Origin of the sequence: Sodalis sp. (in: enterobacteria) (genome assembly GCF_047607725.1) — a bacterium.
GTDB lineage: Bacteria > Pseudomonadota > Gammaproteobacteria > Enterobacterales > Enterobacteriaceae > JBLKSS01.
Window position 1 is genome coordinate 1 of sequence record NZ_JBLKSS010000029.1, and the last position, 19,554, is coordinate 19,554.

The following is a 19,554-nucleotide window of genomic DNA, read 5'->3' on the forward strand; positions in this document are numbered from 1 at the left end:
AAAGTTACTATTTTTTTACATCACGTATCTTTGAATTTCTGATTGGCAGTAGCCTGGTAATTTTAGGATGTGAAAAGTATCAACCTAGAAAAACAATAGGTTGCCTAGTCGGGATTACATCATTTCTTACATTGATGTACTGTGCTACAAGAGTAAACATTGTGCTCGGGTATCCCGATGATCATGCGCTAATGGTCTGTCTAGCGACTGCATTACTGATATGGGTGGGAATACCAACCAATAGTATAGTATTGGGTCTACTCTCTTTACCACCATTAGTCATGTTGGGAAAGCTTTCTTACTCATTATACCTTTGGCACTGGCCAATTTTTGCGTTAGGACGTTATTTAAATTTTGCTGAGAATCGTTTCTTTACAATAACATGCTATATACTAACCTTCTTATTATCTTACTTTTTTTATGTTTTCATCGAAAAACCATGCAGAAAAAATGCTATTCTTTAAAAAAATCATTTTTAATTTTAGTGTTAATTCCTGCAATTATGCTCTTGGTATTGGCTCCATTAAATGAACGTTATAACGGATTTAAAGAGCGTTTTGGCAGTGAATACTTAAAAATAGAATCCACACAAAAAAAACACATTTCGCCCTATAGAAATCTTTGTATAGATAATAATACAGAGGAAGAAAACAAAAAATGCATTATAGGATCACCTAATTCTAATAAGAAAGCTTTTTTGATAGGTGATTCTAACTCTAATCATTTCTGGAATTTTGTTGATGTTCTAGCAAAAGATGCCGGAATATCTATTGTTGTAAACGGAACATCATCATGTTTGACATTGTCCTGAATTTATCAATATGACTGGTGGTATTTTAAAAATAGAACCTATCAAAAATATCACAATGACACTAAGTTTTATTACGACAAAATCCGCAAGGAAAAATTTTCTTTTGTGATTATTGGTGAGGCATGGATGAATTATGCCATTGATAATGTCATCAATAACATTGGTGATGAATGCTCCACTTATTTATCTAGAGAAATAATTAAAGTTGCAATGAGATAAGCAATGAATGTAATTACAAAATCAGGAGCTAAGCCCGTCATTATCAAGACTATCTATACTATGCCTCCTAATTACATGACGTGTTTTTACAAGCACATAAAATTAAGAACCAATTACATTGATAATGCCTGCAATCCTTTCATGTGGATAGGGGATGTTAATGAATGGTTTTCACAACTTTTCGTGACCATGAAAAATGAGTATCCCTCATTGATCATTATCGACCCCAAAGATATACAGTGTTTAGGTAAGACTTGCCGAACAGATATCGATGGCGTACCCATTTATCGTGATGTAGGGCATATCACAGACTATACGTCTTATATTTTTGGAGAGGAATATTTGAAAAAATTCAGTAATCCTTTCAAGTAAAGATAAACTGGCTCCATAGGAGCCAGTTTATTTTACGCGCTGCGGTACCAGCCCATCAGTTTGATAAATGGGTTAGCTACAGAAAATGCGGAGCCGGAACCAGTATTTTTTGTAGATCCTGATACTGAGTGAGTGTGCGCACCAATCCCCACTCTATGGGAATGTGCGCCAATTGTTACCGCATGTGAATGATTCCCTTCAGTACTTGTACCTACATTTTCAGCCCCACGCCCTCCATCATCAACCCGTACGGTTCCTAAATAATTTTCCTGATTTATCTTCGGCCTTGTATATACATGAGAGTGAGCACCGTTTGTTGTAGTATTTTTTGTACCGTAATCGAATGTACTTGTCGTTTTAGTACCATAATCAAACGAACTGGTATTTGCTGAGAACGTATGGCTGTGAGCAGGAAAATAGTCAACAGTCAATTTTACAGAGTCAGAACCGCCAGTCGTCATGACATCACTGCCGTCTTTTTTAGCCAGCCGAATAGTGCGATTTTCACCGATATAGGTCCATTTCGTCCCCGGAAATAATGTGTTCGGATCTTTATTTTCGGCAAACCAGATAACTACTCCCACAGGATAAACGCTGCTGACTGCGTGAGATAATGAGGCGGCGGCAATGGCCTTAATTGCCGTCAGTAGCTGTGTTGACTGGCTACCATCGGGCTTCATGCCTACCTCAGCCAGAATATTCTTATGCTCCATCTGGGTATCAATCATCGCCCCTTGCATGGCATTCAGCCATTTGGCGTGCACCACCGTCCCCTCGGCACCGGTAGACGGGTCGCCATCGTGGAACAGGCCATCGGCGGTTTCGACCGGCGAAAGAATCTCTTTCATTTAGGGTGTCTCCCCGTCATTATTCATGTTCTGAGTCTGTGCCGGTGATCCCGCCACGTTCGGCGCTGAACGCAGTAAAGTTTTCAGCGCGTCAATGTCTGCCTGCTGCGCTTTCACTTTCGCGGACAGGTCTTTTATCGCCTCAATCAGCAAGGCGGTGATACTGCCGTAGGCGACGGCTTTTACATTCTTGACAACGGTGCCATCACTCTCGTGGTAATCCCCCGAATTACCCACTGCCTCAGGCAGGACCTTTTCCAGCTCATCAGCCATCACACCCGCCTGACGATGTTCGGCCAAGACATACGTGTAGCCCGTCAGCGTTTCGACCTTTTCAAGGCCATGTTCTATTTTCGCAATATCGCTTTTGATCCGCCGGTCAGAGTTATTTTGCCAGTGACCCTGCGCGGCGTAAGCGCTGCCATCATCCTTAAAAACGAACCACTTCATATTACCGCCACCGCGATTAATAATAAGGCGATGTTCATAATGGCTGCCCACCACATCGGCACCGTAAAATTCGGTGCTCATGGGAGATTGCCTGGATAAGGGTAATAGCGGCATTCACCTGAACGTGTCTCGTTGCCGCTTCGCCCCCTGCCATAAAAATGCAAAATATCTGTGAGGTGGCCACCACCGGATAGGGAGACAGCTTTCCCAAACGTTGCCCCACCACTGGCGGTAACGTTGCCACCCACTTCAAGATTCTGTATCCAATGCAGGCGCTCTGTATTCCATTCGCCGGTTTTGACATTGTTGGCGTACAACGCGACGCTGCCTTTGCCATTGGCAATCAGCCCTGAATCGCTGTCGCCGACATTGACCGAATGGGTGATCTGCAGACGGCCGTTAACCGTGCCACCGGTACGTTTATCCAGCGCGTTTTGTGCCTGTTCAGCGGTATTTTTCAGCCCCAGATGGGCCACGAACGCCGCTTTATCCGGGATATCCGCACCGTTTTTTCTCTTAAGCAGGCTCTGGTTGCTCTTCTCTTCCTGCGATTGTTGAATCAGCCCTTGGATGGCCTCGGCCAGCTGGCTATTTTGTGCCGGATTGGGCTGCATCCCGACGGCCGCCAGAATATTTTTCTGCTCCGTCTGGGTATCGATGACCGCCCCCTGCATGGCGTTCAGCCACAGGGCGTAGAGCACGGTGCCCCTGACGTCGCCGGCCGGAGCGCCGTCATGAAACAGCCCGTCATCGCTGTCAATCGGCGCGATAATGTCCTTCATGGGCGCGTTTTTTCCCGGTAGTTAAACACCACCTGCGTGTGCGCGGGTTTCAGGTCTTTAAACAGGCCTTCAATCAGGTTCTGGCCAAAGGTCAGCAGCTTTTCCCCGGCCACCGAGCTGCCGGCACCTGCGCGTCATCGATATTGACTATCCATAGCCAGATAATCTCCGGCACCCAGATACGCTCGCCGGCCCGGCCAATGCAGGCGTGGAACGGCTCCGGCTCGTCAATGGTGATGCGGTAGCCCAGCGATTTAGCGAGATGGATAAAGTATGTCCGGCTCAGACCACCGGTGGCGTTGATTCGCGCCAGCACCTGCTGACGACGCTGCTGTAGCGTCATGCCGCTGTCGGGGGAAAGACTTAACATCCGCTCCCAATCCGCCAGCAGCCCCACGGCGAGGAAGGGGGTGATACCGTCGGCCACTTCACCGGCGCGGATTTCCAGCTGTGCCAGGCTCTGCCCCTCGGCCTGCAGTTCAGCCGTCAGGCGCTCACCGGTCAGCGCATAGCTTTTTGGTGGCAGCAGGGCACTGAGCAGCTGTGCGTAGTCGCGGCCGTTCATGGCATTGTCTCCACGGTGATAGTCCCTGCGCGTATCCACTGCACGGTCTGTTTGTTCACCACCGGCACCACATTGGCGCTGGGGGCAAGCAGCTGGTAGTCCACCACGCCGACCACTTCCGATATCAGCGCCCCCAGCTGGGTTCTGACCGCCACCTCGCCGGGGGCCAGGCGGTTAAAGTAGTCGGTGAGCGCAGTCGTCATCTGTTTGCGCGCCGCGTCCAGCGGCAGGTTGCTCAGGCTGACCCGGGCCGTGATATCGGCTTTCACCACCTCGGGGGCCAGCACCAGGCAGTCTTTCGCGGTGACCGGGCGCATCTCGTCAATGTAGCGCTGCACCGCCTTAATCGTCTCCGGCGATGGCAGGTCGTTATCGGTGACTATCACCACATCCACCGTGCCGTAGCCCCGGCGCAGCGGGTAGACATAGGCTTCGGTGACGCCCGGCAGGGACACCGCCCAGCGATGGTAATCATATTGATTGCCGCCCGCCGGCGGACGGCGTATCACCTCCAGCAGACGTGCCAGCAATGCGGCGTCGGATTCGGCCTCGCTGCCGCCGACCATGCGGGTGAGTGTCACCTTGCTGTCAACACCGGCGGGGGCCATCAGCAGCGTTCCTGGCGTGTTGTCCGCCAGATTGCCCTGGGTACCGCTGTCGAGTGCGCGGGCGGGCAAGGTCAGACTGCCGGTTGCGTCTATCGTGCCCGGCGCGGTGGTCTGGTAGCGCTGACGGCTTCCGGTAGGCCGCAATTGCAGCAGGCCGGTAATGTTTGCCCCAGGGTTGCCGGTCAGGCGTACTTCGTCGCCGGCCGGCGTCGCCGCTTTCGGCGTCAGGTTGCGTGTGCGGGCGTGCATCACCAGATAGTCATGGTCGGCGGTGTCCGGGAACATTTGCCGCACTATCCACAACTGGTGCTGGTACAGCCCCTGCAGTGCGCTGGCAATGGCGTTTGCGCGCACCGCATAGTCACTGTCGGGGCCGGTATCGGCGTCCGGCAACTGGTTGCGGATATCGCGCAAGAGCGTGTCGGCAATCTCGGTATGAGTGGGGGTGCTGTGCGCCATGGTGATATTCCGTTTAAATGACCTTTACCGGGTGGCTAAAGGTCTGCAAATTGTCGTTGGCGGCCTCGACATCGATATGCAGCCGCAGGTCGCCCTGTGCCGGACGGCTGACACTGACGTCAATGCGACGGTCGCGGTTATCGGCCAGCAGCGGTTGCAGCGCCTGCTCGGCATATTGCTGTGCCAGCCGCCGGGTGGTGGCCGAGTCCTTGGCCCGCGCCAGCTCATGCAGGCGTGACCCCAGCTGCGGGTCAGCCCAGTACTGCCCGAGCGGCGTCATTAAGCGCAGGTAGACCGCGTTATGCAGGTCAGTGGTGCGGGTGCCGGTGTAATCGCCTGTCAGGCTGTCAATCAGTGCGTCCATGGCGTCAGGGTAAGGCAGGATGGAGTAGGAGAGGAGTGACGCGGGTGTAGGGGGTAAATGGTAGGGTGCGTCGCGAGCCGCGACGCTATCTTACCCGTTAACCGGTCCGTCGGACAGCCCGGACGGTGTCGGGTGCCTGTGGCCACTTTGCCGAATGCCGTTGATTTCCACCTCGGCACTGCGCAGGGTGCCGCCCTGGTGCTCAATATCCCCCGCAAAGCGCGCCACCGCGCCGTCGTTGCCGTTAAGGGTCATACCGCCGTGACCATTGATAGGCCCCTCGGCCGTCAGTGCCTGTGACGCTGACAGCATCGGCGTCTCAAAGCCGGCGCGCTCTTTGGCGTTCACCTGGTAACGCTTGCAGGTGACCTGATAATCGTCGCATTCCACGGCAATGATTTTGTGCCGTTTCAGGGTAATACTGGCCCCTTCATCGGTATACAGCGCCACCTCGCCGCTTTCCAGCCCCTGCAACCGGTAGGTGCTGTGCTCGGTGGCAATCACGATACTGTGGCGGGTACAGCCACCCACCGGTAACACCACTGCCATGGTGCCCGCCGGCGGCACCGAAGTCAGGCCGTAGTGCTGGAACAGCTCCACGTCCGGCGTACTCTCCCCGGCCAGCCCCGAGACCTGGGCGGTCTGCACACCGCCGGTGGGCGTCACGCAGCGCAATACCGCGCGGTAGGCCAGCCGCAGGCCACCCAGGGCACGACGAATACGCTGGTCGATGTGTGCTATCAGGTCAGCCATCTATCTGCTCCCAGCTTTGCCATAACGTTTTTGCGCCTTTTTGGCCCTTGACCTTACTCACTTTTTTACTTCCCGGCAACGCATCCGGCAGTCAGACGCCATCCTCGCGCAGCGTCAGCAGCGTCAGCAGGGTCTGCAGCGGCTGGCCACGTCCACCTCTGAAGCGTCGGTGCATCAGGTAAAAAATGCCGTCAAGGCCGTGTGACTCGCTCTTTATCCGTACCCGCTGGCCCGGTGCCCACAGCAGTCCCTCGGCGGTATGCAGTCCGCGCACCACGGCGGTGATAAGCAGGCCGTTAAGCCTGGCGTCCGCCATCAGCTTGCGCGCGCGAAAATGCACCTCCTCATCGCTATCCGTATCGCCCACCACAACCACCAGGGGGCGGTAGAGCGGAACGCTCGTATCTTTCACCTGGCTGCGGCGGTCATGGCGGCCATCAGCCTGTGTGCTGCCGTGCCCCTGGGCCAGCACCGTGACCTCGGAGTAGCGGCTGCTGATATTATCACTCACCGCCAGGCGCAGCAGGTTATTGCCCTGACCGTCGCGCCGCAGTACCAGCGTATCCACCGGCGGGGTGCTGTAGTCCGGGCCACCCACCACCAGGGTACCGTCAGCGCTCACCCAGGGCCACAGCCCGCTGGCTTCCGCTGCCTTGCGTAGCGCGTCCCAGGCGGTATCGCCGGGGTCAATGCTGACCTTTTTGGCGGCCAGCGGCGAGGKGGCCTGCAGGCGAATGTGGGTGACCCCCAACGGTCGCACTATCTGGGTGACCACCTCCTGCAGGCTCATGTCCCGGGCACTAAACAGCGGGGCTGAGCAATCAACCAGTACGGCGGCCGCATCGCGGCCATAGACACTCAGCGTATGCTGCCCGCGCGCTACCTCGTGGCGCAGTTCGTCCACCTGACCGGTCATGATAAGCGCGTCACCGGCGCGCAGTTCGGCCCGTGCGCCCACCCTGACCTCCGACGGCAGGCGGGCCTGACTCAGTCCGACGGTGAACGCCCAGCCCGCCGCCGGGGTCAGCAGGTCGGCGTCCAYTTCAATGTCCAGCCAGTCATCATGGGCTACCCCGCCAATCTGCAGGGCGATGCGCTCGGTAGGGTTAACGGGCGAAGGCATACAGACGGTCTCCGGGTTGCAGCGCGTTAGGGTTGCGCAGGGTGGGATTTAATCGGGCCAGTTCNNNGNNCNNGNNNGCNNCNGCGCGCGGCGTCGCCGTACCATTCAAAGGCCAGCAGATGCAGATTGCACGCCCGGGTGACCTGCCGCAATATTCGCGGCGGACGGCGCACTATCAGGGTGCGGGCCTGGCTCTGCAACTGGTAGGCCAGTTGCTGCAACGCAGTGATAAGGCGGCGGTCGTGGCGGGCGTCGGGTGTGACGTCACGGGTCTGGTGCGCCGTGCGCTGCCGGGTGTCCATCACGGTGCGCTGGGTCACGATGGCGGTCACGATTAGCGACCGCACCTCTTCACACAGGCGTTCAATATCGCTGCCGGAAAGCGTCGGCGTCGCCGCTTCCGCCTGAAAGATATCCGCTGCTACGTCAACCCACTCCGCTATCGTCACCAGGCGCACGGTCTGGTTAATCAGCTCACGGTCGGCCTGCGGCATAATGCTGGCCCGGTTCAGGGTGGAGGCAAAAACGCCGTCCGGGTTATTGGGTGCGTTCGCCGTCATCCGCCGGTCGGCAAACYCGGCCAGCCGCTCGCCCTGACTGCGCACCGCCAGCCAGTCCGACAGTCGCGTCACCTCGCTAAAATTCAACCGGTCACTGAAAGCGGACAGCAGCCCTTTCAGGTCAGAGACAAACGCCGTGGGCATATCCAGGTAGTTCATCACGCTGCCCACAGAAGTCTGCACCTCGTCGGCCAGTGCCTGCACCACATACTCCGCTGATGCCACCAGATTACTGATGCGGGCGATGCCTTCATTGCCGCGCCGGATGGCTGCCAATGCGTCCGACAGCCCGGCGGTCACGCTGTCCAAMAGGCCGCCGGTGCGTGGGGTGGTACTGACCGGCGCAAACAGGGCCTGTTCGGTGCTGGCCTCGACAAACACCAGTTCAACAGTCACCGCGTTAAGCGGCTCTACCTCGTGCTCGACGCCCGCCTCCAGCAGCTGCACGCGTGGCAGCGAGCCATACACCGGGTGGACCAGTTCACCAGGGCCGGGGGCTTTTAGCGCCGCCAGAAACGCCTTGAGGCGCGCCTGGTAGCCATTGCCCCAGAACAGCGCCGACAGGCGCAGGTTCAGTGCTTTCAGCCCGTGGTCTTCCACCTCCGCCCCGTCGCGCCAGGGGTATTCATACACCACCGTATCGCGGGCCAGCACCTCGCGGGTGTAGAGGCAATCGAAGGCGATACCCCGAAATGACGCCGGCAGCAGCATATCGACACCCAGCTGCCCGGCCAGTTGATAAAGCGTATCCGCCATCAGTGTCGTCTCCCGTCACGCGCCAGCCGCGTCTCCACAGCGGTGGCAATCTCGCGCCCGTCCAGCGTGACGCTGACATTGATATCTGGAAGGGAAGGCGTTTCTTTAATCGCTGTCGCGCTGCTCCTGTTATTCTGGACGTCAGGGATCATAAAGCGGCGAATTTCAGCCTGTGCGGCCAGCGCATCCTGTTTTTGTAGGTTAGCCCGCTTCAGGCGCGCCAACTCAGCCATTTCAGCAGCCTGTCCCACGGTATTTGCCGGTGTCATAGCCATCATTCCGGCTGTCACAGGATTTATCAAAGCCGCTCCACGTGCGCTCAGTARCCCCTCAGTTAGAACCCCTTTTCCAGCAGAAAGGACTTTTTTGCCGACCTGTGTGCCCAATAGACCTCCGCTCACCAGGCTTTTACCGGCTGAGATGACTTTGCCTCCGGATTTTTTCAAAACTGTACCGATGCCCGTCGCACCCGCACCTTTCCCCAGCAATATATCAGCGCCGGTCTTGACGGCCGCTGCCGCCCCCAGCGCGGTAATGGCCAGCGACGCCTGGGTCGCTGCTGTGGTGAGACCAGGGAATTCCTGGGCCAGCCTGGCGCCGCTCTCGGCCACGTCGCCCAGCACACTGGACAGTGGYGCGACCGCATCATTGGTCGTATAGAGTTTTTCATTTTCCGCCTGCTGAACGCGAAACTGGCTGCCTTTACTCACCAGGCCAAAGTCCAGATCGCCTGATAGCTGGCCTGCAGGTGTATCAAACTGTTTGACCACCTCATCGGTCAGCTGTCGGAACATCGTCCGGCTGCGCTCATAGCCATAAAACCCATTGCGCGATTCCTGATTAGTCAGCAGGGTCGAGACATGGGCACCGTGACGCCCTTCAATCGCCGCTTCCAGGTTGGCGCGTTTTTCCGGATCGCGCGTGTTGGCCAGCTCAGCGCGCAGTTTTTTCGTTTGCGGATCGTGCCTGTCCGCCAGTTGTATCACCCGATACAACGTATCGAGCGACGCCAGGCCGGCTTTCACATCCTGGGTCATCAGCGCCTGGATATCGACGCCCTTGCCCCGGATAAGCAGATTTTTCGCGTTGTTCTTCAGGTTGGTGGAGGACAGCTCGGCCAGCAGGCTATTGGCGTTGGTGGCCGCCTCACCGGGCTCGCCGGCAACCGAGCCGGCGGCTTCAAACAGCGCCAGGGTCTGGGCATAGCCCCGTCGTCCATGGAAGCCGGCCGACTTGGCGGCCTCGAGCGCGCGCGGCACCGCCGAGGCCAGCAGCGGAACGTCCACCAGACCGTGTTGCGCCGCTGTGGTGGCCCCGCTCAGGGCGATGCGGCTGTCGCGTTCGCTGAGATTAAAATTGACCGCCGCATTTTGCAGCAGCGCCATCTCTTTGGGCTCCGCCCCGGTGGCCGTGGCGTTTTTCATCACCTCCGGCAGATAGGAAAAGGCTTTTTCCTTCGGCAGGGAGCGCAGCATGATTTCCAGCGCGTCCATGGCCGGGCCGGGGGTGCCGCCGCCGGCGCGCGTGGCGGCGCGAATGTGCTGGTCAATGACCTTAAGGCCCGCCTCGCGCACACTCGCGTTATCATTGCGGTAGGCAAAATTGGCCAGCTTGCGCAGGTGCGCATCGTAGTCCATCTGGCGGGTAATGGGCTGGCGCAGCGTCATCGCCCCGGCAACCAGCCCGGAGCCAAGGGACAGCGCCCCCTTAAGCCAGCTGCGTTGCTGGCGTTCGGCCCCGGCCATTTCCTGACGCAGCCGGGCAATGCTGGTCTGCATCTTGTCATAGGCGCGCACCTGCTCGCTGGCCGACAGGGTGCCGCTGCGCGCCAGGCGCTGATAGGCCGCCTGGGTACGCTGGATTTCCCGCTGCAGGTGACGCTCGCCGCGTAGCCCCAGGGTTTCCCGCGCCTGGCTCAGGCGGCGAAATTCCGCCGACAGACGGCGAATGCCCGGCGTCGCGCTGTCCTTGACGCCAAAACGTAGCTGGGTATCAAATTCACGGGCCATGGGTTACGTCCGTTTGGCTGAGGGAGGCCGGCGGCGCAGGCTTTTGATGGTCCTGTTTTTCCGCCAGCCCTTGGGGTTTTCCAGACGCCCGATAGCGTCGAGCAGCCCGCCCAGCGCTACAGCGTCAAGGCGGCGGGCGCGGGCGGCGCTGATGCCGTACTGTCCGAGTCGGACAAGGGCAAAACGGTAGTCGCGCAGTCGGGCTTCAGCGCGCTGAGCTTTTTTTTCGCCTCAAGCTGGGCGGTATGCAGCGCGGTATAATCTTCCGGCACCAGGGTGTCGCACAGAAGCGGATAGGTGATCTCTTCCGGTGCCAAGGTGCCCAGTTGGGTCAGGCAGCGGGCCAGAATACCCAYCGCGGTGTCGGATTCGGGAATACCGGCCTCGATAACGGCGATTTCATCGCCCACGGTGGCCAGGCGGACCGTCACCTCACGGTGCAGTACGCCGTCGTGGTAAATGCCCACCGGCAGGGTGGTGCTATGGGTAAATGYCATSGRTTACTCCTCAACCTTGTTCAGTGCAAAGGCGCTAATGGTGATACGGGCCTCATTGTCAACGGTATACTGTTCACCCACCTCGGTAACAAACACACCCTGATAGGTGATGCGCTTGCCGCCGGTGAGGGGGTATTGCGTCAGTTTTGCGCCCRAGATTTTTTCCCAGTGCAGGGTCTTGTCGACCGGTACCACGGCGGTAATGGACAGCTCCCAGGTGGCAATCCCCTGGGTGTAGCCCTTGGCGCGCCAGGTGGAATTCATGGTCTTGACCAGCTGCTTGCCGGTGTTCTCGCGCGGACTAAACTCAGTCACCTCAACCTCGGTGCTGTTGACCTCCAGCACCACCGCGCCGGTGTATTCCAGTGCCATACAGGCCCCCTTTACAAAAGATAAATGGTGGCGGCAAACACATGCAGACCGCGCACCRCCGCCGCCGGGATGCTGGCATCGGCGCGGCTGTCGTCCTGCCGACTGCGTGTGACCTTCAGCTGGTCCTTGTGTTCGTCCACATTTTCAACGATTTCCAGCTGCTCCAGGGCGTAGAGCACATCGAGCAGCTCGGAGCGGATACGCAGCAGGCGGATATCGTTGAGTTTTTCGCGCGGGAAGCGCTGGGTGATACGGGCACGGCAGGCCAGGCGCACATAGTCCAGCGAGCGCAGGATAGTGATATCCATCAACGAACGGTCGGTCACGCCCATGCTGTTTTTCACATAGGTACTGACTGCCCGCACAATCTGCACCTGACTGCCGTTCACCTCAAAAGGCGTCAGGCCGTTGGCCAGCGCGTTTTCCTGCTCGCTGCGCCCCGGCCATTTGTCCTGCGGCGTGATATCCGCACCGGGTAACGCCAGGGTGTTGAGCGGGCGCGCCGGGTCAGACTCGCTGGCGATGATGGCGGCATATATCGCTGCCAGCTCGCCGCCCGGCAGCATTGAGCCGGGGTACCAGCCCATCGTGAGACGCRCCGCGTTGACGTCTGTCGTGAGCGCGGTGCCCCCTGCCAGCGTGCCATTCCAGCCGACCACCCCCAGTGCGCCGCGCTGCTCCAGCGGCCCGGACACCTTGTCCAGCCMGGCGGCAAGGGTGGTGAGCGCGGTTTTGCTGGCGTACGGCGACATCACCAGGGTATGCCCGGCGCTGAAAATCRCCGCCAGCGCCGCATCCAGTGCGGGGTCGCCCTCGCCGCCGCGCATCGGCGTCAGCGCAGCGGTGATACCCGGTGCGCTGAGTGTGACGGCCACGCCAATCTGGTTACCACAGGCCCCTTTATTGCGCGCAGTCAGCACCAGCTGATTACCGGGGCTTTTACCGCCGGATGACGGAGCCGGAATATCCGCCATCGCCGCCGTTACCGGTAGCGCGTCCAGGGTGTTGATGGCCTCGACCAGGCTCACCATCAGCGCCCCGGCGCTATCGCCACTGGCGACAGCAATGGCGACGGTTTCGCCGCAGACGCCAAGGCGCCCCTGCCCGGTGCCGCTGGCGCTGCCCTTCAGTACCAGCGTACCGCTGGCCGCCACGCCGGCCTCGCTGTCCGGTATCCCCACCACCGCCAGCTGCAGGGTGTCATTGGCGCGGATGGCGGCCCGCGCCATGCGGTGCGCCTGGGAGCCACGCCCAAACAGGCTGGCGGCGGCCTCATCGCTGAACACGTTTACCGGCGTCAGCGTATCGGTGTCCGGCGTGGTGGTGCGCTGGGCCAATATCACCAGCTTCTGGTCGTTAGTGGCCAGCGCCCGTGACGCCAGGGTGGTGTTAAACCCGAAGTAATAGCCGGGTTTATAGGTTGGCGTCGGTATCACGGCATCAATGCTCATGCGTCCCCCTTGATAGATGGTTTATCGCGCAGCCCTTGACGGGCCATCACGTCAATCAGGATCTTTTGCCCTGGTGGTCACCAGATCCTGCGCGACAGCCGTTGACGGGTCATCAAGGTGATAGGCCAGCCCGGTGCGCTCATGCATCGGCCACGGCGTATCCAGTCGCCCCTGATAGTCCGCAAACAGCCGGTCAGGATCATTGTCGCCTTCCGGCGCGGGCCAGCGGCCATTATCCAGCGCCTCTTCAACCCAGACCGTGTCGAACTCGCAAGAATAGGCCGCCAGGGCATCACTGTTCAGGCGGGTGCTAAGCAGCGAGCGCACCCGGCCCGGCAGCAGGGGCTCGACAGGCAGCCCCATATCCTGCCGGCTCATCAAGCGCCGCACGGCCCGAATCAGTCGATTGCAGCCCACTTCATCGCGGGCCGGGCCGCCCTTGCGCTGGGCGGCTTCCTCACGCACCGAATAGGCCGCCAGCAGCACCGAGAAACGCCCGGTGGTATAAAAACGGTGTTTATGGGTACTGACCGGGCGGGTCTGCTGCACGCCGAAAAAGGTCACCCAGCAGGCGGGCAGCACGCGGGCGATAGCCCCCACATCCTCCAGCTCGCCACCATAGCTGCCGACGCTACACACCATGCGACCCAGCCCGTCTTTAAGCCGCGCCATCATGGCGTTTTCAATTTCGCTTATCATTAAAATCCCCCTCCGCCGGTCTGGTTGCGGCCCCAGATGCGGCGACCGGAAAAGAACGCCGCCCCGGCATTGCCCTGCAGCGTGCCACCGTTCTGGGTGGTGGCCAGCGTAACCCGCCCATTGGCGACGTTTTCCAGATAGCGGATGGCGTCGCGGTAGCGGTCACGGATTTCATCGGTGCAGACCCGTTCGGTGCCGGTGAGGCGGTAGCGGGCGATATCACAGGCAATGCCGCGCAGGTTGGAGGGCACCCCCGGCAGCGGCAGGGTATAGCGCCCGCCGATATAGCCATTAATCTCATCACTGGCGGCCTGCAACCCGCCGGCCAGCACGGCAGCATCAATCTCGCCGGTGTTGTCGCGGTCGGTCAGGGTGCGCACTTCCCGCTCTCCAAAGCGCAACACCATGTCCTCAAGGCTGGCGTACACGCTTATTTACCCGTCGAGCCGTAGGCCATCTGCCAGAAGCCAAACCCGGCCTGGCCGCGCGCCTCTGCGCCAAACTTGAACTGCTTGCGCATAAACACGTCCGGGCTGTTGATATCGGTCATGGCGACAAACAGCGGGGCCTGGCGCTGCTGGAAAATCAGCGGCTTTAACGGGCGGCTGGTATCCATCAGGAACCAGGCGCTGTCCGAGGTCAGCCAGGGCACGACCAGCACCTCGGCAGTGCCCTTGTAGATATTGGCCTTGCCGTCATCGAGACGTTCGGCGGTGATAAGGGTACGCGCCACATCGTCCAGCGCCGGCGGCACGACCAGCAGGTTGGGCATGATATTCAGCGGCCGCCCCTCTTCGTCATTCATCTGGCGCAGTTGCTTGCGCGCTTCGCCGTAGGACGCCTGCGCCTGCGCCAGCGACGCCGCCGACAGCACCTGCTTGCCTTTGTTGGAATAGGTGGTCTTGCCTATCGTGTGCTTGTCACTGAAAAACGGCTGGCCGTCATAGCCTTTTTTGCTAAAGCCTTTATTCAGCAGCTCAAACACCATCTCGTCCGGCCACTGTTTGGCGGCAAAGCCCGCATCCTGCGCCTGGGGCTGGTAAACACCCAGCTGGTCATTCTGGATATCGTTGCGATCCACTTCCACCGTGGCCTCATAGTCATCATTGACCAGGGTGTAGGTTGACGCCGCCAGCGCCGGCGCATCCAGTGCGCCCAGGGGCGATGGACGCGCCGCGCCCAGTCCTCATCTGCCCCCTTGAGCACGCGGCCATCACTGAGGGCCGCCGTCAGCAGGGTAGTGACTTCGTTGCCGCTCAGCTGACGACCGAGTGCCGCCACCTGCTCGCGCAGCTCATTGACCACGCTGACCGGGGCATAGGCAGCCGGATCAGGGGGCGTGGTGGTCTGCTGTGACAGCGCGGTAATCTGGTTATCCTGCTCGCTGAGCAGCGACAGCAGATTGACGCGGGCCGCCGCTGTACCTTGTCCGCCCGACAGGCGATCAATGAGTTTTTTCAGCTCAACCGTCACCTCGTCTGGCGTGGCCGACAGCGGCAGATTCAGCATCCAGCGCAGTTGTTCTAACAGTTCATCCACGTTATTTTCTCCCGTGAGTTGTTGTGACGCCGCCGCCAGCAGCGCCGCCATACCGTCAAGCGCCGGCACGTTGGTCAGCGCGGCATTCACCAGGCAGGTCACATTGCCCTGCCTGTCGTACTGAAACAGCGGGGAGACAAAGCGGTACTCCCCGGCGGCAATCAGTGTGCGGGCGCGCTCGGTCCATTCGACATCCACTGCAAACAGCCCCTGGCTCTCGACCCATTCCAGCTGCGAATACCAGCCGGCTGCCGGGGCCGGCTGGTCGTTCTCCCGGGCATGGATAGCCTGGTGCTCATAGTCAAAGCAGTACGGCGTCTGACGGGCCTGGGCGGCGTCAATTAACCGCTGGGCCTGGGGGGCCTCCAGCCGCCAGTGCGCCACGTCGGTGGGACGTGTATCCTGCGAGCGAAAGGTGCCGGCCGGAAACAGCTGGACACGGGTGCTGGCGCTCTCCAGCGCCACGGTCAGTGCGGCAAGGCGGACGGTGTTTTTCACGCGGTGGCGGTCCCAGAAAGTGTATTCATGGGAAACAGCCTAACGTGAGCATCGGGGATCTCGTCGTGACGGGGGTGTAGAGAGTAATGGTGAGGGGAAAACATCGCAATAACGGGCTGCCGTCAGACTACACCGCTGACGCTGGCGGCAATACCCCGATTAAAACCCGTTTAAATCGCCACAGAATCGCTTAACGCTGTTTCAACCGCACATCGTCTGCCTGGCTATCAAAAAACGCGCTACGGCCTTTTCAGAGCGTCACTCGTCCAGCGCACGCTGGAGGTAATCATTGACGGTGTGCGCCAGGGCCTGATAATCCTCGTCGGTCAGACTGAGAAAGGGCCGCGCCGGTATCGTCGAGCCGGGGTGATTGACGTTTTTTACCACCCGACCGTTAAAGGCCAGCGCCTTTTTATAGCGGGGGCGAATAACATGGGGCCGGGTGGTGCCTCCCTGCTGGTGAATACGCGTGTACACCACATTGGTTCCGACCACGGCCTGGTCGTTATCGGCGTCGCTGTCAATGGAGGCGGCCAGCACGCCCCGACTGCTGCAGGATTTTACCGGCGCGCGCAATGGGCAGCCAGCGCGGGTGGCCTTCCTGCTCGAAATTCTCCATCACCGCGTCATACAGTTCTTCACTGAGGGCGCGCATCAACGGCTGACGGTGGCTCAGGGACTACGCCAGCCGTTCCAGGGCTTGACGCAGGGTATCGGGCACGGTGATCGTCACATCTATCGTAAGCGCCCCGTGGAGGACGTCTTGAATTATTGGTGGGTTTGTTGTATGAGACAGTAAACCTACGTTACACGCTTATGTTCATTGCATTTTCACATTGTATTGATTTTAATAACTTTTATTTCCATCCCGGTTTGAGTGATATGAAATTAGTGGTTCTGAAGTTTGTGATAATGTCCATTAAAATTTAAGTGGACACTATTATCGCCGGATTATCCATGATCTGACAGCCGTCCCTTATAGGATGCGGGTTCACTAGGCATCGTAGTGGAACATATTCTTACCGGGCCATACAACAAACCACCAATAATTCAAGACGTCCTCCACGGGGCGCTTACAAGCAAACCGGCGTTAAGCGCTTTCAGCGTCATCAGATCGCCGGCCGCGATATCCAATAGTAAGGTTGAGCTGTCAAACAAAAACGCCGCGGGCGGCTGCTCGCCCATGAGTACGCTGCGCAATTCCTCGGCCGAGTCGGTTTCCGTCAGACGCGCCGCCAGGGACTCATCGCTTAGCACATGGGTCAACTGCCGCAGCAAAGCAAGATGCTCGTCGGAACGCGCGGCAATATCGATGACCACATAGGCCGCCTGCCCTTCGCCCCAGTCAATCCCCTGCGGATACTGGAAGACCTGCACACCGGTATTTTGTACCAGATGGCGGGTCGCCGTGGTGCCGTGGGGAATGGCGATACCGTTTCCTAGAAAGATAGACGTTTGGGTTTCCCGCTCCAACATGCCCGCCAGATAGCCATCGCTGACGCAGCCCGCCTGCGTCAGCGCGTCCACGGCCTGACGAATGGCCTGCTCTTTATTCTCGGCCTTGGCGCCGAGATGGATGTCATTTACTGACAGCTCGAACATAGTTCTCCTCACCTGTTGAATGGCTGAAGTTGAATCGTTTCATCTAATAGAGTTAAAAAACGCGTAACTTCTGGTTTGTCCATCGAAAAGCCACGCTGAAACGTTTCAAATAGTGTGAAGCCAGTTGGTGCTTAATGCAAGGGATCGCTTCTATTTCATGATGAATCTTTGATATCCAGCACATTTTTCCCGACGGCGGCCCGATATTTTACGCACCGGCTGAAGCTGCGCTGAAGGAGAAAAACGCCTCCCACTTTCTTTCCCGCCGCGTCTCTTCGGCCACCGCGACGTTTTCCCGGGGTATTTTTTCCGGCGCGCTATTTTGTTTTGCCGCTATCGGCGTATGATGCGCCCGTCCCCGTCCTTTACCCGAACGCTATTCATGATACCTACCCCTGTCGCCCTGGCGCGGCACAGGCCGGATATGACCTCTGCTGCCTTTCTGGCGATAGCCTTTCTTACCGGTATTGCCGGTGCGCTCCAGCTCCCCACGCTTAGCGTATTTTTATCGCAGGAAGTCGAGGCCCGTCCGTTTATGGTTGGCCTGTTTTATACCGGCAGCGCCGTAATCGGTATTCTCGTCAGCCAGTTCCTCGCCGCCCATTCCGACAAGCATGGCGATCGCAAAATCCTGATTTTTAATTGCTGCCTGCTGGGCGCGCTGGGTTGCGTGCTGTTCGCTTACGATCGCAATTATTATCTGCTGCTGGGCCTGTGCGTGCTCCTGATCAGTTTTGGCTCAACCGCCAACCCGCAGCTTTTCGCCCTGGCACGCGAACATGCGGATAATACCGGCCGTGAAGCGGTCATATTCAGTTCGGTGCTGCGCGCGCAGGTCTCGCTGGCCTGGGTCATCGGTCCGCCGCTGGCATTCGCGCTGGTGATGGGGTTCGACTTCAAAACGATGTATCTGATGGCCGGCGTGACATTCTTGCTCTGCTGCGCCCTGGTCTGGCTGATGTTGCCTTCTATGCGAAAAACGCAGCGGCAGGCCCGTGAAGTGCTGGAGGCGCCGCGCCGCAATCGGCAGGATACGCTACGGCTGTTTGGCGCTTGTACGTTAATGTGGACCTGCAATTGCATGTATCTTATCAATATGCCGCTGTATATCCTTCACGAACTGCATTTGCCGGAGAAAACCGCCGGGGTGATGATGGGCACCGCCGCCGGTCTGGAAATCCCCACCATGCTGCTGGCCGGTTGGCTGAGCCGGCGCTGGGGGGAAACGGCGTTTGATGCGCCTGGCGGTGGTGGCCGGGGCGCTGTTTTACCTGGGCATGCTAACAATGCGCGATCCTACGGCGCTACTGATGCTGCAGTGACTGAATGCTCTCTTTATCGGTATCCTGGCCGGCATCGGCATGATCTATTTTCAGGATTTGATGCCCGGTCAGGCCGGTGCCGCCGCCACCTTGTTTACCAACAGCGGGCGGGTGTGCTGGATTATCGCCGGATCGCTGGCGGGTCTGGTATCGGAAATCGGACAATTTCACAGCGTCTTTTCGCTGTCGCTGATGATGATTGCCGGTGCCAGATATTGCATGTGGCGCATTCGTGATGTAGATTCGCCGCAGCCCTGCGACACACTGCATCCCCCTCTGCCCGGCGCCGACGGTAAGCTGTCGCCATGATCACGACATACACTACAGGTCCTTGTTAATGGCTAGAGCTAATGAAATAAAGCGCGGTATGGCGATAAATTACAATGGTAAATTATTGCTGGTTAAAGATATCGACATCCAAAGCCCCAGCGCGCGCGGCGCCAGTACGCTATATAAAATGCGTTTCGCCGATGTCCGTACCGGTTTGAAGGTTGAAGAGCGTTTTAAAGGCGATGACATCCTTGATACCATCACCTTGACACGGCGCTCGGTGACGTTTTCCTATGTGGATGGCGACGAATATATCTTTATGGACGACGAGGATTACACCCCCTACATCTTCAAAAAAGATCAGATTGAAGATGAGTTGCTGTTTATCCCTGAGGGCGGAATTCCCGGCATGCAAGTGCTGACCATGGATAACGCGGTGCTGGCGCTGGAACTGCCGCAGACCGTGGATCTGGATATCGTCGATACCTATTGCGCGGCAAATCATTTGATACTGAAAGGCAAAATTTTTGATACGCTCAAAAAAAACACAAAAGCAACTTATTTGATACTAACTACTGTACTCATGTCACTTTTTTAACACAGGCTAAAGAAACACCCTGACTGG

Annotated in this window: 20 protein-coding genes and 4 pseudogenes; 5 read left to right on the forward strand and 19 right to left on the reverse strand. The window is 58.2% G+C overall.

The genetic code is table 11. From position 1 onward, the window contains the following. Positions 1–439: 439 nt before the first annotated feature. Together ACMX3H_RS03535 and ACMX3H_RS03540 are read left to right on the forward strand one after the other, a co-directional pair. Complete coding sequence (locus tag ACMX3H_RS03535; RefSeq protein ID WP_415209837.1) at positions 440–811, forward strand: SGNH hydrolase domain-containing protein; 372 nt, start codon at positions 440–442, stop codon at positions 809–811. Positions 812–1,033: 222 nt separating this feature from the next. Further along, positions 1,034–1,402, forward strand: a complete 369-nt coding sequence (locus ACMX3H_RS03540; RefSeq protein ID WP_415209838.1) for an SGNH hydrolase domain-containing protein — start codon at positions 1,034–1,036, stop codon at positions 1,400–1,402. Between the two features lie 32 nt (positions 1,403–1,434). Here the strand turns inward: ACMX3H_RS03540 and ACMX3H_RS03545 are convergent, their stop codons facing one another. From ACMX3H_RS03545 to ACMX3H_RS03630, 18 genes and pseudogenes are all read right to left on the reverse strand, one after another. Continuing rightward, the gene (locus ACMX3H_RS03545) at positions 1,435–2,250 is read right to left on the reverse strand and encodes a phage baseplate protein (protein WP_415209839.1); all 816 of its coding nucleotides are present in this window, start codon (positions 2,248–2,250) and stop codon (positions 1,435–1,437) included. Next, positions 2,251–2,781, reverse strand: a complete 531-nt coding sequence (locus ACMX3H_RS03550; RefSeq protein WP_415209840.1) for a tail fiber domain-containing protein — start codon at positions 2,779–2,781, stop codon at positions 2,251–2,253. Further along, on the reverse strand, positions 2,778–3,482 hold the full coding sequence (locus ACMX3H_RS03555; protein WP_415209841.1) for a hypothetical protein: 705 nt from the start codon (positions 3,480–3,482) through the stop codon (positions 2,778–2,780). Before ACMX3H_RS03555 ends, ACMX3H_RS03550 begins: the two co-directional genes overlap by 4 nt. Positions 3,483–3,573: 91 nt before the next feature. Then, positions 3,574–4,047, reverse strand: a complete 474-nt coding sequence (locus ACMX3H_RS03560; RefSeq protein WP_415209842.1) for a YmfQ family protein — start codon at positions 4,045–4,047, stop codon at positions 3,574–3,576. After that, the gene (locus ACMX3H_RS03565; protein ID WP_415209843.1) at positions 4,044–5,114 is read right to left on the reverse strand and encodes a baseplate J/gp47 family protein; all 1,071 of its coding nucleotides are present in this window, start codon (positions 5,112–5,114) and stop codon (positions 4,044–4,046) included. The genes ACMX3H_RS03560 and ACMX3H_RS03565 overlap by 4 nt, the downstream gene beginning before the upstream one ends. Before the next feature lie 13 nt (positions 5,115–5,127). Further along, positions 5,128–5,478 carry a phage GP46 family protein gene (locus ACMX3H_RS03570; protein ID WP_415209844.1) on the reverse strand — a complete coding sequence of 117 codons (351 nt, stop codon included), beginning with the start codon at positions 5,476–5,478 and terminating at the stop codon, positions 5,128–5,130. Between the two features lie 90 nt (positions 5,479–5,568). After that, the gene (locus ACMX3H_RS03575) at positions 5,569–6,231 is read right to left on the reverse strand and encodes a phage baseplate assembly protein V (protein WP_415209845.1); all 663 of its coding nucleotides are present in this window, start codon (positions 6,229–6,231) and stop codon (positions 5,569–5,571) included. Between the two features lie 91 nt (positions 6,232–6,322). Next, on the reverse strand, positions 6,323–7,354 hold the full coding sequence (locus ACMX3H_RS03580) for a phage baseplate assembly protein (protein WP_415209846.1): 1,032 nt from the start codon (positions 7,352–7,354) through the stop codon (positions 6,323–6,325). Positions 7,355–7,380: 26 nt separating this feature from the next. After that, positions 7,381–8,670 (reverse strand): annotated as a pseudogene (locus ACMX3H_RS03585) (DNA circularization protein). Beyond that, a complete protein-coding gene (locus ACMX3H_RS03590; protein WP_415209847.1) occupies positions 8,670–10,679 on the reverse strand; it encodes a phage tail tape measure protein in 2,010 nt (669 codons plus the stop codon). Before ACMX3H_RS03590 ends, ACMX3H_RS03585 begins: the two are co-directional and overlap by 1 nt. A gap of 116 nt (positions 10,680–10,795) precedes the next feature. After that, positions 10,796–11,176, reverse strand: a complete 381-nt coding sequence (locus ACMX3H_RS03595) for a phage tail assembly protein (RefSeq protein WP_415209848.1) — start codon at positions 11,174–11,176, stop codon at positions 10,796–10,798. A 3-nt stretch (positions 11,177–11,179) separates the two neighbouring features. After that, positions 11,180–11,548, reverse strand: coding sequence for a phage tail protein (locus ACMX3H_RS03600; protein WP_415209849.1), 369 nt, complete (start codon positions 11,546–11,548; stop codon positions 11,180–11,182). A gap of 11 nt (positions 11,549–11,559) precedes the next feature. Continuing rightward, positions 11,560–12,999, reverse strand: a complete 1,440-nt coding sequence (locus tag ACMX3H_RS03605; RefSeq protein ID WP_415209850.1) for a phage tail sheath subtilisin-like domain-containing protein — start codon at positions 12,997–12,999, stop codon at positions 11,560–11,562. A 51-nt stretch (positions 13,000–13,050) separates the two neighbouring features. Further along, positions 13,051–13,698: a DUF1834 family protein gene (locus tag ACMX3H_RS03610; protein ID WP_415209851.1), complete on the reverse strand. Its 648-nt coding sequence runs from the start codon at positions 13,696–13,698 to the stop codon at positions 13,051–13,053. After that, positions 13,698–14,126: a gp436 family protein gene (locus tag ACMX3H_RS03615; protein ID WP_415209852.1), complete on the reverse strand. Its 429-nt coding sequence runs from the start codon at positions 14,124–14,126 to the stop codon at positions 13,698–13,700. The genes ACMX3H_RS03610 and ACMX3H_RS03615 overlap by 1 nt, the downstream gene beginning before the upstream one ends. 2 nt (positions 14,127–14,128) lie before the next feature. Beyond that, a complete protein-coding gene (locus ACMX3H_RS03620; protein ID WP_415209853.1) occupies positions 14,129–14,785 on the reverse strand; it encodes a Mu-like prophage major head subunit gpT family protein in 657 nt (218 codons plus the stop codon). Next, a complete protein-coding gene (locus ACMX3H_RS03625) occupies positions 14,668–15,735 on the reverse strand; it encodes a phage protease (RefSeq protein ID WP_415209854.1) in 1,068 nt (355 codons plus the stop codon). Before ACMX3H_RS03625 ends, ACMX3H_RS03620 begins: the two co-directional genes overlap by 118 nt. Before the next feature lie 258 nt (positions 15,736–15,993). Continuing rightward, on the reverse strand, positions 15,994–16,275 hold the full coding sequence (locus tag ACMX3H_RS03630; protein ID WP_415209855.1) for a phage virion morphogenesis protein: 282 nt from the start codon (positions 16,273–16,275) through the stop codon (positions 15,994–15,996). On the opposite strand from ACMX3H_RS03630, the gene ACMX3H_RS03635 reads away from it, so the two are divergent. Then, positions 16,259–16,534, forward strand: coding sequence for a hypothetical protein (locus tag ACMX3H_RS03635; protein ID WP_415209856.1), 276 nt, complete (start codon positions 16,259–16,261; stop codon positions 16,532–16,534). The genes ACMX3H_RS03630 and ACMX3H_RS03635 overlap by 17 nt on opposite strands. Before the next feature lie 278 nt (positions 16,535–16,812). On the opposite strand, the pseudogene ACMX3H_RS03640 reads toward ACMX3H_RS03635, so the two are convergent. Continuing rightward, positions 16,813–17,337: pseudogene (locus ACMX3H_RS03640) on the reverse strand (PTS sugar transporter subunit IIA); the annotation flags it as partial. 382 nt (positions 17,338–17,719) lie between these two features. On the opposite strand from ACMX3H_RS03640, the pseudogene ACMX3H_RS03645 reads away from it, so the two are divergent. Together ACMX3H_RS03645 and yeiP are read left to right on the forward strand one after the other, a co-directional pair. After that, positions 17,720–18,968: pseudogene (locus tag ACMX3H_RS03645) on the forward strand (sugar efflux transporter). Positions 18,969–18,996: 28 nt separating this feature from the next. Beyond that, positions 18,997–19,416: pseudogene (yeiP, locus tag ACMX3H_RS03650) on the forward strand (elongation factor P-like protein YeiP); the annotation flags it as partial. Positions 19,417–19,554 lie beyond the last annotated feature (138 nt).

Bases quoted from the DNA above. Each gene is read 5' to 3' on its own strand.
- ACMX3H_RS03535 (WP_415209837.1), top strand. From the start codon at position 440: ATGCAGAAAAAATGCTATTCTTTAAAAAAATCATTTTTAATTTTAGTG.
- ACMX3H_RS03540 (WP_415209838.1), top strand. From the start codon at position 1,034: ATGAATGTAATTACAAAATCAGGAGCTAAGCCCGTCATTATCAAGACT.
- ACMX3H_RS03545 (WP_415209839.1), bottom strand. From the start codon at position 2,250: ATGAAAGAGATTCTTTCGCCGGTCGAAACCGCCGATGGCCTGTTCCAC.
- ACMX3H_RS03550 (WP_415209840.1), bottom strand. From the start codon at position 2,781: ATGAGCACCGAATTTTACGGTGCCGATGTGGTGGGCAGCCATTATGAA.
- ACMX3H_RS03555 (WP_415209841.1), bottom strand. From the start codon at position 3,482: ATGAAGGACATTATCGCGCCGATTGACAGCGATGACGGGCTGTTTCAT.
- ACMX3H_RS03560 (WP_415209842.1), bottom strand. From the start codon at position 4,047: ATGAACGGCCGCGACTACGCACAGCTGCTCAGTGCCCTGCTGCCACCA.
- ACMX3H_RS03565 (WP_415209843.1), bottom strand. From the start codon at position 5,114: ATGGCGCACAGCACCCCCACTCATACCGAGATTGCCGACACGCTCTTG.
- ACMX3H_RS03570 (WP_415209844.1), bottom strand. From the start codon at position 5,478: ATGGACGCACTGATTGACAGCCTGACAGGCGATTACACCGGCACCCGC.
- ACMX3H_RS03575 (WP_415209845.1), bottom strand. From the start codon at position 6,231: ATGGCTGACCTGATAGCACACATCGACCAGCGTATTCGTCGTGCCCTG.
- ACMX3H_RS03610 (WP_415209851.1), bottom strand. From the start codon at position 13,698: ATGATAAGCGAAATTGAAAACGCCATGATGGCGCGGCTTAAAGACGGG.
- ACMX3H_RS03635 (WP_415209856.1), top strand. From the start codon at position 16,259: ATGGAGGCGGCCAGCACGCCCCGACTGCTGCAGGATTTTACCGGCGCG.